We start from the raw sequence: 13,558 nt of genomic DNA on the forward strand, positions 1-13,558 counted from the left end.
GACCGCCTCGCCGCCCAGGGCGTCATGGCCACGGGACACATCCTGACCAGCGTGGGCGACCGCGCCGCCGCCGCACGTGTCCCGGCCCGGCACACCGACGACGTCCACGCGCGCACCATCACCGTCGGCCGCTCGCCCCGCGGGCCCCTCGTCCAGTTCGCCGACGGCAGCTTCACCACCGCCCTCAGTCACAGCGCCACCTGCACCGTGACCTCGTCGACCCGCGCTCCGGGGCCACACCCCGGCACCTTACGAGGCGGCACCGGCCGGACTGCGTGAGAGCGGCTCCCGAGACATCTCGCGCCGTACGGCTGCCACCGCGGCCGGGCGTTCGCGGATCAGTCCGCCAGCAGGTGGGCGCGGCCGAACAGGGCGGCTGCCGCCCGCGCGGTCGGCGTTCCGGAGTCCAGGTCCGCGCCGGCCCGCCGCAGTACCCCCACGACGTCGTCGGCGCCCTTGAACAGGGCACCGGCGATGGGCGACTGGTCGCGGGCGTTGCGCAGGTCCGGGTCGGCACCGAGGGCGATCAGGGCCCGTACGGTGTCGGCGTGGCCGTGATAGGCGGCGAGCATCAGAAGGGTGTTGCCGGCCTCGTCGCGGGCGTCGACCGGGAGCCCGTGCTCCACGAACTCCACCAATGCTGCGGTGCTGCCCTCCCGGGCCAGGTCCATGGCGATGGCCATGACGCGTCGCGTCTGCTCAGGAGTCAGTCCACCGCTGGTCATGTGCCCCTTCTCCGGATCGTGCGGTCACGGTGGTTCCCCCATGCCCCCCCATCCCCCATGCTCCGGCCCGGCGTGAGCGTGTTCCGCGCTCGCGCCGGGCCGGGGGCGATGTCTCGTGTGTGCCGTGGGGCGAAGGGGTCAGAGGTCGCCGGCGGCCAGGGCCTCGATGGCCTTGCGGACGCCTTCGCCGTAGGCCGGGTCGGCCTGGGTGCAGTTGGCGATGTGCCGTTCGACGGTCGGCCGGGACGCGCCGTTGATCGCGCGGGCCGTGTTCTCGAAGAGGACCTGCCGCTGCTCGGGGCTCATCAGGCGGAACAGGTCGCCGGGCTGCTCGAAGTAGTTGGCGTCGTCCGCGCGGAAGTCGAAGCGGTCGGCCACGGCGCCCACGGCCTGGCTCGGCTCACGGTAGGCGGGCTGTTCCTGCCAGCGTCCGTAGGAGTTGGGCTCGATGCCCGGCGTCGCTCCCTGGTTGCCGTCGACGCGCATGCCGCCGTCGCGGTGGTAGGAGTTCACCGGGTTCTTCGGGGCGTTGACGGGGATCTGGTGGTGGTTCACGCCGAGGCGGTAGCGCTGGGCGTCACCGTAGGAGAAGAGACGGCCCTGAAGCATCCGGTCGGGGGAGAAGCCGATGCCCGGAACCACGTTCGCCGGGCTGAAGGCGGCCTGCTCGACGTCCGCGAAGTAGTTGTCGGGGTTGCGGTTGAGCTCCCACTCGCCGACCTCGATCAACGGGTAGTCCTTCTTCGACCAGACCTTGGTGAGGTCGAAGGGGTGGAAGCGGTAGCTCTCCGCGTCGGCCTCCGGCATGACCTGGATGAACAGCTTCCACTTCGGGAAGTCACCCCTCTCGATCGCGTCGAAGAGGTCACGCTGGTGCGACTCGCGGTCCTTGCCGATGAGGGCTTCGGCCTCGGCGTCGGTGAGGTTCTTGATGCCCTGCTGGGTGCGGTGGTGGAACTTGACCCAGAACCGTTCGCCCTCGGCATTGACCAGGCTGTAGGTGTGGGAGCCGAAGCCGTGCATGTGCCGGTACGACGCGGGGATGCCCCGGTCGGACATCACGATCGTGACCTGGTGCAGAGATTCGGGGAGATTGGTCCAGAAGTCCCAGTTGTTCTCGGGGTCCCGGAGGTTGGTGCGCGGGTCGCGCTTGACCGCGTGGTTGAGGTCGGGGAACTTCAGCGGGTCGCGGAAGAAGAACACCGGGGTGTTGTTGCCGACCAGGTCCCAGTTGCCCTCGTCCGTGTAGAACTTCAGGGCGAAGCCGCGGATGTCACGCTCGGCGTCGGCCGCGCCGCGCTCGCCCGCGACGGTGGAGAAACGGGCGAACAGCGGGGTCTTCTTGCCGACCTCGGAGAAGATCTTCGCGCTCGTGTACCGCGTGATGTCGTGGGTCACCGTGAAGGTCCCGAACGCGCCGGAGCCCTTGGCATGCATACGGCGCTCCGGAATCACCTCGCGGTCGAAGTGAGCGAGCTTCTCCAGGAACCACACGTCCTGGAGGAGCATCGGGCCCCGCGGACCGGACGTCAGGGAGTTCTGGTTGTCGGGAACCGGTGCACCGGCAGCCGTGGTCAACGGCCTCTGGTTGTTCTCGGGCAAAGCTCGCTCCTCGCTGAGTGGTCCCTCACGTGTGTTCAACGCGTGGCGCCAGGCCGGACGATCCCGCGCGAGCCGCCCTGAATCTTGCACCGACACACATCCTATGTTGGAACATATCCGCGTCAAGGTGACCTAGTGGCATAGGTGTTTCGGACATCCCTGCTCGTGACGGCGGCGAGAAGTCGTCCGCGCCGCCCGGCACGGAGACCCTGGGGCGCATCGTCCGCAGCCCGACGCCGATGACGGACAGGGAGCGTTCAGGCCTCGCCGGAGCACACGTTCGGTCGCCGCTGCCAAACTTCTGCTTATGATCGGCGCATGCTGGACTCCCGACGCCTCCGCACCTTCCACGAGGTGGTCACCACCGGTTCGTTCACCGCCGCCGCACGCTCCCTCGGCTACACCCAGCCCGCTGTCACGCAGCAGATCCGGGCGCTCGAACGGGAGGCGGGCGTGCCGCTCTTCACCCGCAAGGGCCGCCGGATGTGCGTCACCGAGGCCGGACGGACGCTGGCCCGTCACACGGAGGAGATCCTGGGCAAACTGCGCGACGCCGAGCAGCAGCTCCAGGCACTGGCGCGACTGCGTGCCGGCCGCGTCCGCGTCTGCGCCTTCCCCAGCGCCAACGCGACACTGATCCCGGAAACGGTGGCCGGGTTGCTGGCGGACCACCCTGCCGTAAGGGTGGAGTTGCAGGAGGCCGAGCCGCCCGAGTCCCTGCACCGGGTGCTGTCCGGCGCCTGCGACATCGCACTGTCCTTCAGCTATCCGGGGCTGCGCACCGAAGTCCCGCCCGAGCTGGCGGAGATCGACCTCCTGGAGGACCGGCTGGTGGTCCTGCTGCCGGTCGGCCACCCGCTGGCCCGCCGGCGTGCCGTGCGCCTCGCCGAGCTGGCCCGGGCGCGCTGGGTGGCGGGGTGCTCCCGGTGCCGGGCGAACTTACTACAGATCTGCGCCGAGGAAGGGTTCGAACCGGACGTCGTCTTCACCACCGACGACAATCTCGCGTTGCAGAGCCTGGTGGCTGCCGGGGTGGGCATCGCGGTCGCCCCCTCGTTGGTGCTCTCCTTCCTCAACCACCGCCAGGTGACCGGCCGGTTGATCGAGCCGAACGTCTTCCGCCGGGTCAGTGCCTACGCGCTGCGCGAGCATGTGCACCTGCCGGCCACCGAGTTGGTGCTGGAGCACATACGCTCGGCCGCCGCCGCCCGGAACGGCTGCTGACCCCACCGGACACGCGTACGCCGGGAACCGCTGCTGCCTCCACCACGACGCCCGTCCCCCCGGCCGGCGCATGACCGGCTCGGCGCCCGGCGCCTCCCGGCTCGCATAAGCGGTGGTTGGGACGAGCGAAGAAACGCTGCTTGGACGCCGGTGTGCGACGGCCCCGAAGCTGCCGTGCATGACAGCAACCACCGCTCATGCGACCGGCAGTGCGCGCATCACCGAGACGGCGGCGGCCCTGACAGCGGACATCCGGGCCGTGGTGGCACGTGGCCTCAGTCCCGCGCGGTCCGCCGACCTGGCCGGCCAGGCGCTGCGCGGCTACCTGGCGGATCCCGGACTGCTCACCGCCGAACAGTGCGTCGGTTCGCCCGAGCGCTACACGCAGCACGTGCTGCACGCCGAACCGGACGGCAGCTTCTCGGTGGTGGCGCTCGTCTGGCTGCCCGGTCAGCGCACCCCGGTCCACGACCACGTCTCCTGGTGCGCGACGGGTGTCCACCAGGGGACGGAGAGCGAGCACCGCTACCGCCTCGTGCCCGAGGGCGCGGGCGCCCGCCTGGTCGTCACGGAGGTGGTGACCAACCCGGTGGGCTCCGTCTGCGGCTTCGCCCCGCCCGGTGACATCCACGAGGTGCGCAACTGCGGAACCGGCACGGCGATCTCCCTCCACGTCTACGGCGCCGACGTGGTGCGTCTGGGCAGCAGTGTGCGACGCGTGTACGAGCGCCCTGCCGACGAGCGCGACTGACGCCGTGAGCGGAGTCCACGACAGATCGTTCATCCCGCCCGTGTTCAGGGAGTGGCCCCGGCATCGCGCCGTGCCCGGTCTGGCGCTGGCGGCGGCCGGTGTGCTGCTGGCGACGGCGCTGCACGGGGCGCTGCCCGCCGTACCGACGCTCACCATCGCGGTGGTGCTCGGTGTCGCGGCCGGCCAGTTGCCCGGGATCCGGGTCTTCGTCCGGACGTCGGCCAAGGCCGGACTGGCCGTGGCGGCGAAGCGGTTGATGCGGGTCGGCGTCGTCCTGCTCGGGCTCCAGCTCTCGCTCGCCGATGTGGCGGGGCTCGGGCTGCCGACGCTGGGAATGGTGGTCTGCGTCGTCCTCGCCACCTTCTGCGGTACCTACTGGCTGGGCCGGCGGCTTGACCTGCCCGGCGACGTTCCGCTGCTGGTGGCCGCCGGTTACGCGATCTGCGGTGCCTCGGCCATCGGCGCGGTGGGCCAGGTGGCCAGGAGCGAGGAGGACGACGTCGCCGGCGCGGTCGCGCTGGTCACGTTGTGCGGCACGCTCGCGATCGCGGTCCTGCCCGTGCTGCACACCGTCCTCGGCATGGACCCCGTGCGGTTCGGCCGGTGGGCGGGGGCCAGTGTCCACGATGTCGGCCAGGTGGTCGCCACCGCGCAGACCGCCGGTCCGCTCGCCCTGCGCGACGCCGTCCTGGTCAAGCTGATGAGGGTGGTCCTGCTCGCCCCGCTGACCGCCGGTACGGCCGTCGCCCTGCGCCGGTCCCGGGGGGCGGACGCGGGCGGCGAGCGGCCTGCGGCACTCCCCCTGTTCGTGGTCGGCTTCCTGGCGATGATCCTGCTGCGCAGCACCGGGCTGCTCGGCACCGCGGTGCTCGAACACACCGCTGCGGTGCAGCACTTCGTGCTGGCCTCGGCCCTCTTCGGTCTCGGCGCGGCGGTGAACCTGAGCACACTCGCGAGCAAGTCCGGCCGGCGCATGCTGGTGCTCGGGGCGGCGTCCTGGGTCGTGGTGGCCGGGGTGTCGTACGCGGGCGTCCTGCTGACCACCGGCTGAGTTCCGGTACGCCCGCCCCGCCCGGTCCCGTCACCGTACGGCCGTACGGGCCCCTCAGCCGGCGTCGTCCAGGTCGAGACCGGCCAGGGCGTCGCGCAGCGCGGCTCGGGAGTTGATGCCGAGTTTGGGGTAGATCTGGTACAGGTGCGTACCTATGGTGCGATGCGACAGGAAAAGCCGTTCGGCGATCTGCTTGTTGGTCAGTCCGGTGGCCGCCAGGGTGGCGATCTCCCGCTCCTGAGCGGTCAGTGCGCCCTTCCCCGGCTGCGCGGTGGCCGACGCGCCAGGGCCCCCTGCACGCAGTTCGGCCATGGCACGGGCCACCCAGGGGGCCGCGCCCAGCTTCTCGAACGCCCGCAACGCCTCGGTCAGTTGCTCGCGGGCTTCCTTCGTGAAGCGCCGGCGTCGAAGGCGCTCGCCGAGGAAGAGGCGTATCCGTGCGACGTCGAACGGCCAGGCGCCGGGTTCGGCCCGGCGCAGCGCCTGGTCGAACAGGTCGAAGGCGTCGTCGCCGGGCGTGGTCAGGGCCTCGCAGGCGAGCACGAGCATGGCGAGGCGCGGCGCCAGGTCCGCCATCGCGGACTCCCGCACGGCCGCCGCGTGGGCGGCGGCTTCGGCGGGGCGCCCCGTCCTGATGGCCGCCTCCACCAGGTCCATGGTGACGGCCATGGCCTGCGGGAGGTAGGGAGGGAGGGTTCCGGGCGGGCCGAGGGCGGTGGCGTGCCGGTAGGCGGCCTCGAAGTCGCCGGCGCCGAGGGCGGTCAGCGCTCGGGTGTGGAAGGTGAGGACCTGTACACCATGGGCGCCGCGCGGGACGGCCCAGCCGACGATCTCCTCGGACAGGGCCGTGCTCGTCTCCGCGTCGCCGCGCGCCCCGGCCACCAGCGCCTGCACGTACTGGAACTTGCGGGCGAAGAAGCGATAGCCGTGCTGCTCGCACAGGACGAGGCCCTCACTGGCCAGGCTTACGGCCTCGTCCCAGCGGCCCGTGCGGTAGTGGTCCGTGCACAGGTGGAGCAGGGCCGCCAGGTGCCGGCGGGCGGGTGCGGTGCCGGCCCGGCCCTGTTCGACCAGGCGCTGGCACGCCTCCCGCACGTCCGCCAGCCGCTCCGGGTACATCGCGCAGGTGGCGATGCGGGTGACGCGGGTCGGGTTCTGGCCGACGTCCGCCAGCAGCGCGTCGAGCGCCTCCAGTGCCCGGTGCCCGGTGCGAGCGGGGTCCGCCACGGTCTGGGCGCACACCCACAACAGGTCGGGGGGCCCGGGAGTGAGCCGGTCGAGGGCCCGGAACAGGGGCCGCCACTTCTGCGGGTCGCCGCTGGACCAGCACAGGGTGGTCAGGGTGAACAGGGCCTCGACGAGGGCGCCGTCGGACGCGTGCCAGCCGTGTCCCCCCGTCTCTATCGCGCCCACCAGCAGCCGGTGCGCGGTGTCGATGTCGCCTTCCTGGTTGATCAGGAGGAGTGCGAATGCCGCTGCCGCGTACAGCGATTCCCCGGCGCCGGGATCGGCCCGCCGGGCTCCTGCCAGCAGGCGTGAGGCGTCTGCCAGCTCGCCGCCGGAGTCGGCGCCGATGTAGGCGGCCTGGGCCAGCCGGCGGCTTTCGTCGGCCGGCGCGGGGCTGAGCCCCGCGGCGCGGGTGAGCGCCGCGACCGCGCCCAGTGCGTCTCCGCGCGCCAGGCGCAGCAGGGCGGCCTGTTCCAGGAGGCCGGCGACCGTCTCGTCCGGGCCGGTCGCCGCTTCTCCGAGGTGACAGGCGCGGCGCTCCGGCTGGTCGGTGAGCACGGCGGCCAGCGCCCGGTGCGCCCGGCGGCGGTCCGCGGCTGTCGCCTGTGCCACCACCGCCGCGCCGATCAGCGGGTGCCGGAAGGACAGCCGCCGGGAGGGGGCGGAGATCGCGATCAGCCGGTCGCGTTCGGCGGGTTCGAGGTCGTCGATCACGGCACGTCCGGCCCCGGCGGCCTCGATCACGGCCAGGTCGCCCGTGCCTTCGAGCGCCGCGATCAGCAGCAACTCCCGGCTCGGCTCCGGCAGATCGGCCACGCGCGCGGCGAACAGAGTCTGGAGGCGCTCGGTGAGGGGCAGGACGGAGGGCATCGCCGTCGGTGCCGTGCGCTGTTCGGCCTCCAGGGCGGCGGACAGCTCCAGCAGCGCCAGGGGGTTGCCGTGTGCCGCGGCCGCGACGCGACGCCTTACCGCGAGGGACATCTCGGGGTGTGTGCGATGGAGCAGCTCGGCCGACGACGCCTCGTCCAGTGGCTGGAGCCGGTGTTCGGTGAGGCCGCTCGACTCGAAGAAGCTGTCGGAGGTGACGCGGGAGGCCGCCAGGAAGCTGATGCAGCTGCCGATGAGCCGCCGTGCCACGAAGCCCAGTACCGAGGTGGTGGCCCGGTCCAGCCAGGGCAGGTCGTCGACGACGATCAGCAACGGCGTGTCGTCGGCGATCCGGCGCAGCAGCATCAGGGCCGCGGTGGACGTCAGCAGACGGTTGGGGGGCGGGCCGTCGCCGATGCCCACCGCGACCCGCAGGGCGTCGCGGTGGGCAGTGTCCAGCAGGTCGAAGGAGTCGAAGAACGGCACGAGCAACTGGTTGAGACCGGCGTAGCCGATGTCCGCCTCGAACTGCACGCCGCTCGCCCGCAGCACGCGGGTACCCAGCTGCCTGGCTTCCGCCGCCACCGCGTCGAGGAGCGCCGTCTTCCCTATGCCCGCCTCGCCCGACAGCAGCAGGGACGCGCCATGGACCGCGGAACCGTTGAGGTGGGACCGTATGAACTCCAGGTCCCGGTCCCGCCCGATCAGCCGTCCTGCGGCGGGAGCGGCCGGGTGGTCCAGGTCGCTCATCGGGCTGCTGTCTCCATAGGGTCGCGAGGAAAAGGGAAGCGCCGTGTTGTACATCGGTTCACTCAGTGTAAACACGCGGCCCGACAGCGTATCGGATCATCCGACACCGTGTGTCCGCTTGGCGACCTGACGTATCGGTATGTCGCCGGTGACGCGGGCCGGGTGTGTGCGGCCGTATCTCGCCGACGCGGCGGGCGACGCGGTGGCGCGCCGACCGTCGCTTCGGTGGGGGCTGCTCCCGGGGAGGGGACGGGGACGGTCTACAGCCCCAGGTCGAACGCGAGGCACGAGTAGTACTGCCACGAGCCCTCGGGGTTGTACGAGTTCGCCCCGCCGCCCTTCTCGACCTCCACCTCTTCGGTCATGTCCTCGAAGCGGATGCGCTCGGGAAGCCGGCCGAAGCGGGCTTGCCGCACCGCCGCGGCGGCGGCATCGCTGGTGAATTCGTTGTTCATGACCATGCTCCACTTCGTCGATCGTGGATGGCGTCCTCGTTTCCGCCGGGGACGACTCTCAGCGTGCACCGCCGATCGTCACCTGTCAAGGTGGTGACGCATGTGCCGCCGGTCACCTCATGGCGTCGACCTCCAGGATCGCGGCGGTGAACGCCTCGGGCCGCTCCTGGGGCAGGTTGTGGCCGGCGCCCGGGACGACGTGGTGCGTCCAGGGGCCCGTGAAGTGGGCGGCGTAGCCGCTTCCGTCGGTGGCCGGGATGACGCCGTCGGCCTGCCCGTCCAGGGTGACCGTGGGGACGGTGATCTTCGGCTGGTCCAGCAGCCTGCGCTCCAGTTCGGCGTACCGGGGGTCGCCCGGGGCGTCGGCCAGGCGGTGGCGGTAGCTGTGGATCACCACGTCGACGTAGTCGGGGTTGGTCCACAGCTCGGCCGCCTGCGCGAACTCCGCCTCGGTGAACTGCCATTCGGGCGAGTTGCGGTGCCAGACGACACGGGCGAGCTCCTCCCGGTTGCGCAGGAGTCCCTTCCGCCCCCGCTCGGTGAGGAAGTAGAAGAAGTACCAGTAGCCCGACTCGATCGAGGGGGTCAGCGGCTCCTCGGCGACGGCGAGGTTCTGGATGAGGTAGCCGTTCACGGAGACCAGACCGGTGCAGCGCCCCGGCCACAGCGCGGCGGCGACGTCGGCGGCCCGTCCGCCCCAGTCGTACCCGGCGTACAGGGCCCGCGGGATGCGCAGCGCGTCCATGAAGGCGATGAGGTCCGCGCCGAGCGCGGCCTGCTCACCGGACCGGAAGGTGTCCCCGTGCAGGAACCGGGTCTCTCCGTGGCCGCGCAGGTAGGGGATGTAGCAGCGGTACCCGCGCCGGGCGAGCGCGGGAGCCACCTCGGTGTAGGAGCCGACGGGGCTGAAGGGCCAGCCGTGCAGGAGGATCACCGGCTTTCCGTGGGCCGGGCCGACCGCGTGATAGGCGATGTCCAGGACGTCGGTGCGCACGGTGCGCACCGGTCCCAGGCCGCCCGCGGTCGGTCCGGTCGACGCCTTGACGGCTGCCGTGCCCGTGTCCGCCGACGCCTGGCCGGCCCCGGCGAGACCGGCGGCCCCCGTCGCCGCTGCCGCCGTCATGGCCTGGGTCAGTCTCCGCCTGCTGATCATGTCGCTTCCTCGTGTTCGGTCCGGAGCGTGCGAGACACATGTGCACACCTGACGTGCGTCACCGCTCTAACTGGTAACGAGGATCTCCACGTCAGACCTCGCTGTCAAGGAACCGACGGGCGGTGAGGGCGGGTTGGCCGTGACGTACACCGCCGGCCGTCCATGTGCGAACCTCTGGGTGTGTGGTCCGCGGAACGCGATCCGCATCGACTGGACCAAGGACCTCCAGGGCCCGGTCCGCCGTGACTCCGTCGACCGGGAGGGCTACGTCAAGAACCACGACCTGGCGAGGCGCTACTGGGCCCCGGCGGGGCGTCGGTAGGCGCCGTACCACCAGATCCGGGCCAGTTCGCGGGCGAAGACGGCGTCACCGCTGCCGTCGTCGACACGGATGTGGTGCGCGATGGCCTGAGCGCCTCCCCAGACGATGATCCGGCTCGCGGCGACGGCGTCGAGGTCGGCCGGCGTCGAGCCCGCGGCCTGTTCGGACAGCAGGGTCCTCAGCACCGCCTCGTCGAAGCCTTCGAGGTCGGCGGTGTAGAAATCGCCCACAGCGGAGTCGTAGGACGCCGCCTCGCGGACCGCGGTGAGCACACCCTGATGGGCGCGGTGGATCTTGATCACTTCCTCGAAGAACCGGGCGAACCGGTCCGCACCGGCGCCCGGGTCCCACTGCCGTGCCAGCGTCAGCAGCGACTCCCGCAGCTCGTCGGTGAGCCGCACCAGGACGTCCGACTTGCTGTGGAAGTGCGCGTAGAACGTGGCCCGGGACACGCCCGCCTCCTCCAGGATCCGCTGGACGCTGATCTCGGAGAAGGCCTCGCCGGAATCGAGCAGCCGCTCCAGGGTGGACATCACCTGCGCCCGGGTGGCGGCCGACCGCGCGGCATGGTGGTCGGCCTGGCGGCGGGTCACGGGTCTCATCGGGCACCTTCCGGTCATCGTGCGGTTCCGCGGCTCGGCAGGCCGCTCCAGCACCCTATGCCGGGGTGTCGTGGGCGATCCGTTCGAGCAGATCGGCCAGCTTCTCGGGCATGGAGAGCAGCGGGGTGTGGCCGCTGGGGAGGTGGTGGACGGCACCGGCCCGCTCGGCGAACGGCTCCTGGTAGGACGGCGGGAGGCTGCGGTCGTCGTCGCAGAGGACGTAGCTGGTGGGAACGGTCTTCCAGCCGGCCCGGCTCACCGGCTCGGCGAAGGAGAGGGCGGTCTGGGGCAGCAGCCGCGCCAGAGCGGCCTTCCTCTTGTCCTCGGGCACGTCGTTGTAGAGCGTCTCCGCCGGGTCCTCCCGGACGGGGATGACGCCCTCCACCGTGGCGGGGTCCGGCTGCTCGCCGCCGAAGCACGTCATCAGGCTCTCCCCCTCGTCCAGGGCGAAGGCGGCCACGTACACGAGGTGGGACACGTTGGCGGCCCCCGGGGTCGCCTGGGTGACCGGAGCACCCCCGTAGGAGTGCCCGACGACCACCAGGGGCGCCTGGATGGAGTCGATCTTCTCGCGGACCACCCGGGCGTCGTCCAGCAGACCGGGGAGCTTCCCGCCGGACCCCTCGGGGACGACGCTCGGCAGGTCGACCGTGTGGCTGGTCCAGCCCCGGTCGGCGAGGACGTCCTGAAGCTCCCGCCAGCACCATGAGCCGTGCCATGCCCCGTGCACCAGGAGGAACTGGGGGCGTCCCGTGATTTCGTTCATCTCGATCCTTCGGTCTACGCGGCCGTGGGGTTCGGCCCGCATCGTCGACAGGGGTCGCGGGGGTCAGCTCACCGCGGTGAGGGCGAGGTCCCACAGCCGGTCCGCGGCGGTCGGGTCGATCGACCACTTGGCGACGCCCGCCATCACGTCGGGGCCCCCGTCGACGACCTCCGATTCCTGGTTGTCCTCGAAGTACCGCCCGGTCACACCGTCGAGGAGCGGCGACGCGGCCAGCAGCACCGTGGTGGCGGCGCCCTGGGCCGGGGTCTTGTAGTAGTCGGGGGTGAGGAGGTTTCCGTCCGCGTCCATGGCACCGAAAGCCCGCATGGTCGCCTCGTCGAGGTGGCGTGTCAGGTTGGTGTGGATCCACCCCGGCGCGCAGGCGTTGGCGGTGATGCCGTGTTCGGCCCACCGACGGCTGATTCCGACGGCGAGCAGCACGTCGGCGGTCTTCGACTGCGCGTAGGCGACGAACGGGTCGTAGGGGCGTCGCTCGAACTGCGGGTCGTCGAAGTCGAACCCCGCCCGCAGTTGGGCGCCGGAGCTGACCACGGCCACGCGCGGCTTCTCGGCCGCCTGGAGCGCGGTGCGCAGACCGACGGCCAGGGCGAAGTGGCCGAGGTAGTTGGTGGCGAGCTGCATCTCCCAGCCCTGTGCGTTGACCTCGCGGGTCGGGAGCATCATCACGCCGGCGTTGGCGACGAGGCCGTCGACCGGCCCGCTCCAGGCATCGCAGAAGGCACGGACGGAAGCCAGGTCGGCAAGGTCGAGTGCGACGGCCCGCGTGCCCGGGAACTCCTTGACCAGCGGCTCGGCGTCGGCGGGGTTCCGGGTGGCGACGGTCACCTGCGCTCCGGCCCCGGCGAGCGCGCGCACCGTCTCGACACCGAGACCGGAGGACCCTCCGGTGACGATCATCCGGCGCCCGCTCAGATCGACTCCGTCGAGTACCTCCACGGCGGTGGCGCGCGTTCCGAACGGAGTGGTTGTCAGCGTCATACCTGTGCCCTGTCTTCAGAAGGGTGGTCTCGCTTGGCCCGCGTCGCACACGTGCCGCTTCCGCCAAGCCTACGGAGCAACCATACAGCGTGTTCAGACAAGCCGGTCGGCGTCATGCGGACACTCCTGCGGGAAAACGTGTGCAGGTGGCGGAGAGCTCCCGTACGGGCACCTGCCGAGCAGGAGAGTGTGCGTGTTTTGCGGGCACGCCCGGCAGTTGCTAGCCTCCTCGACGTGCTGATCGAAGTCGACAGAGCCTAGCCTGAGCCCACCGCCCATCGGCGCCGGTCCAGGCTTCACGCTGGTTACCAGCGGTTGAGGACAGCCCAGCCGCTTCGCACACCTCGCCCGCGCGCGGGTTCCCCCACTGGTGGCGGACGGCCGAACCCCTGTCAGGACCCGGCCATGGCGGACGCGTGCTCACTCGCCCACGCCCAGCGGGCTCACTGTGCCCGCGCCCAGCGGCTCTGACCTTCACCGGCCCCTGCTCCCACGAGCCCGCGCGCCGCCTCAGGAAACCGTGTCCGACCAGGACACCTGAGGGACAGGTGTGCGTGGCCCCGTCGGATTCCGGCGTGCCCTGCCCGGTCAGAGCGATGACACACGGAATCGGACCATCGCCCATGATGCACAAGAAGTCCCGCGCACGGACACGTCACCGCCGAGCCCACTGGAAGGCGGCTCTGCCGGTGCTCGTGCAGTGCGCCAACTCGGCATGCGGTCTGCCGACCCCGCCGCACGCCGCCTGCCGGCACTGCGGAACCTACCGGGGCCGCCAGGTGCTGCCCCCGGCCTGACCCGCGCCGAGGTTTCGGGCCCGGCGGTAGCGGTCATGTCCCCCGGCGACCGGCCGGTGGCCACCGCGCCGCCCGGAGCAGCTCGCGGACCCGAGGCGTTCGCGGGCAGCCAAAAACGCCGCGCCGGCGGCAGGTGGTCGGATCCACCTGCCGCCGTCGGCGGTTGTGTGCGTGGTTGGTCCGTGGCCCGTCCGTCGGCGTCTCTCGCCGTCGTCGGGGCCGTACGACCGGAGTCAGACGGTGATGGTCTTGTATTCGGTGTAGGTG

At 71.5% G+C, this 13,558-nt stretch carries 13 protein-coding genes and 1 pseudogene; 6 read left to right on the top strand and 8 right to left on the bottom strand.

Going from position 1 to position 13,558, the window contains the following annotated elements; all coding sequences use genetic code 11:
* Positions 1–24 precede the first annotated feature (24 nt).
* Positions 25–279, top strand: coding sequence for a hypothetical protein (locus IE294_RS49925; protein WP_373315928.1), 255 nt, complete (start codon positions 25–27; stop codon positions 277–279).
* Positions 280–338: 59 nt separating this feature from the next.
* Here IE294_RS49925 and IE294_RS39235 read toward each other — a convergent pair whose 3' ends face one another.
* Positions 339–725, bottom strand: a complete 387-nt coding sequence (locus IE294_RS39235; RefSeq protein ID WP_189894165.1) for an ankyrin repeat domain-containing protein — start codon at positions 723–725, stop codon at positions 339–341.
* 138 nt (positions 726–863) lie between these two features.
* A complete protein-coding gene (locus IE294_RS39240; RefSeq protein ID WP_189894166.1) occupies positions 864–2,327 on the bottom strand; it encodes a catalase in 1,464 nt (487 codons plus the stop codon).
* A gap of 318 nt (positions 2,328–2,645) precedes the next feature.
* Between IE294_RS39240 and IE294_RS39245 the strand changes: the two genes are divergently transcribed.
* From IE294_RS39245 to IE294_RS39255, 3 genes are all read left to right on the top strand, one after another.
* Positions 2,646–3,551 carry a LysR family transcriptional regulator gene (locus IE294_RS39245; RefSeq protein ID WP_189894167.1) on the top strand — a complete coding sequence of 302 codons (906 nt, stop codon included), beginning with the start codon at positions 2,646–2,648 and terminating at the stop codon, positions 3,549–3,551.
* Positions 3,552–3,729: 178 nt separating this feature from the next.
* Entirely contained in the window at positions 3,730–4,302 is a 573-nt protein-coding gene (locus IE294_RS39250) for a cysteine dioxygenase family protein (protein WP_189894168.1), read from the top strand.
* Between the two features lie 40 nt (positions 4,303–4,342).
* On the top strand, positions 4,343–5,353 hold the full coding sequence (locus tag IE294_RS39255; protein ID WP_229917780.1) for a YeiH family protein: 1,011 nt from the start codon (positions 4,343–4,345) through the stop codon (positions 5,351–5,353).
* A gap of 54 nt (positions 5,354–5,407) precedes the next feature.
* Here the strand turns inward: IE294_RS39255 and IE294_RS39260 are convergent, their stop codons facing one another.
* The 3 genes from IE294_RS39260 to IE294_RS39270 all read right to left on the bottom strand — a co-directional run bounded on the left by IE294_RS39260 (position 5,408) and on the right by IE294_RS39270 (position 9,805).
* Positions 5,408–8,197: a LuxR family transcriptional regulator gene (locus IE294_RS39260; RefSeq protein ID WP_189894170.1), complete on the bottom strand. Its 2,790-nt coding sequence runs from the start codon at positions 8,195–8,197 to the stop codon at positions 5,408–5,410.
* 260 nt (positions 8,198–8,457) lie between these two features.
* Positions 8,458–8,652: a hypothetical protein gene (locus IE294_RS39265; RefSeq protein WP_189894171.1), complete on the bottom strand. Its 195-nt coding sequence runs from the start codon at positions 8,650–8,652 to the stop codon at positions 8,458–8,460.
* A gap of 112 nt (positions 8,653–8,764) precedes the next feature.
* Positions 8,765–9,805, bottom strand: coding sequence for an alpha/beta fold hydrolase (locus tag IE294_RS39270; protein ID WP_189894172.1), 1,041 nt, complete (start codon positions 9,803–9,805; stop codon positions 8,765–8,767).
* A 190-nt stretch (positions 9,806–9,995) separates the two neighbouring features.
* Here IE294_RS39270 and IE294_RS48230 point away from each other — a divergent pair.
* Positions 9,996–10,079 (top strand): annotated as a pseudogene (locus tag IE294_RS48230) (sulfurtransferase); the annotation flags it as partial.
* A 20-nt stretch (positions 10,080–10,099) separates the two neighbouring features.
* Here IE294_RS48230 and IE294_RS39280 read toward each other — a convergent pair.
* The 3 genes from IE294_RS39280 to IE294_RS39290 all read right to left on the bottom strand — a co-directional run bounded on the left by IE294_RS39280 (position 10,100) and on the right by IE294_RS39290 (position 12,494).
* Positions 10,100–10,729 (bottom strand): TetR/AcrR family transcriptional regulator, encoded by a 630-nt coding sequence (locus IE294_RS39280; protein WP_189894174.1) that lies wholly within the window; start codon positions 10,727–10,729, stop codon positions 10,100–10,102.
* Between the two features lie 55 nt (positions 10,730–10,784).
* A complete protein-coding gene (locus tag IE294_RS39285; RefSeq protein ID WP_189894175.1) occupies positions 10,785–11,495 on the bottom strand; it encodes an alpha/beta hydrolase in 711 nt (236 codons plus the stop codon).
* Between the two features lie 63 nt (positions 11,496–11,558).
* Positions 11,559–12,494, bottom strand: a complete 936-nt coding sequence (locus tag IE294_RS39290; protein WP_189894176.1) for an SDR family NAD(P)-dependent oxidoreductase — start codon at positions 12,492–12,494, stop codon at positions 11,559–11,561.
* Between the two features lie 626 nt (positions 12,495–13,120).
* On the opposite strand from IE294_RS39290, the gene rpmF reads away from it, so the two are divergent.
* Positions 13,121–13,291, top strand: coding sequence for a 50S ribosomal protein L32 (gene rpmF / locus IE294_RS39295; RefSeq protein WP_373315930.1), 171 nt, complete (start codon positions 13,121–13,123; stop codon positions 13,289–13,291).
* Positions 13,292–13,558: the final 267 nt, after the last annotated feature.

It is taken from the genome of Streptomyces canarius, from assembly GCF_014650735.1.
GTDB classification, from domain to species: Bacteria; Actinomycetota; Actinomycetes; order Streptomycetales; family Streptomycetaceae; genus Streptomyces; species Streptomyces olivaceoviridis.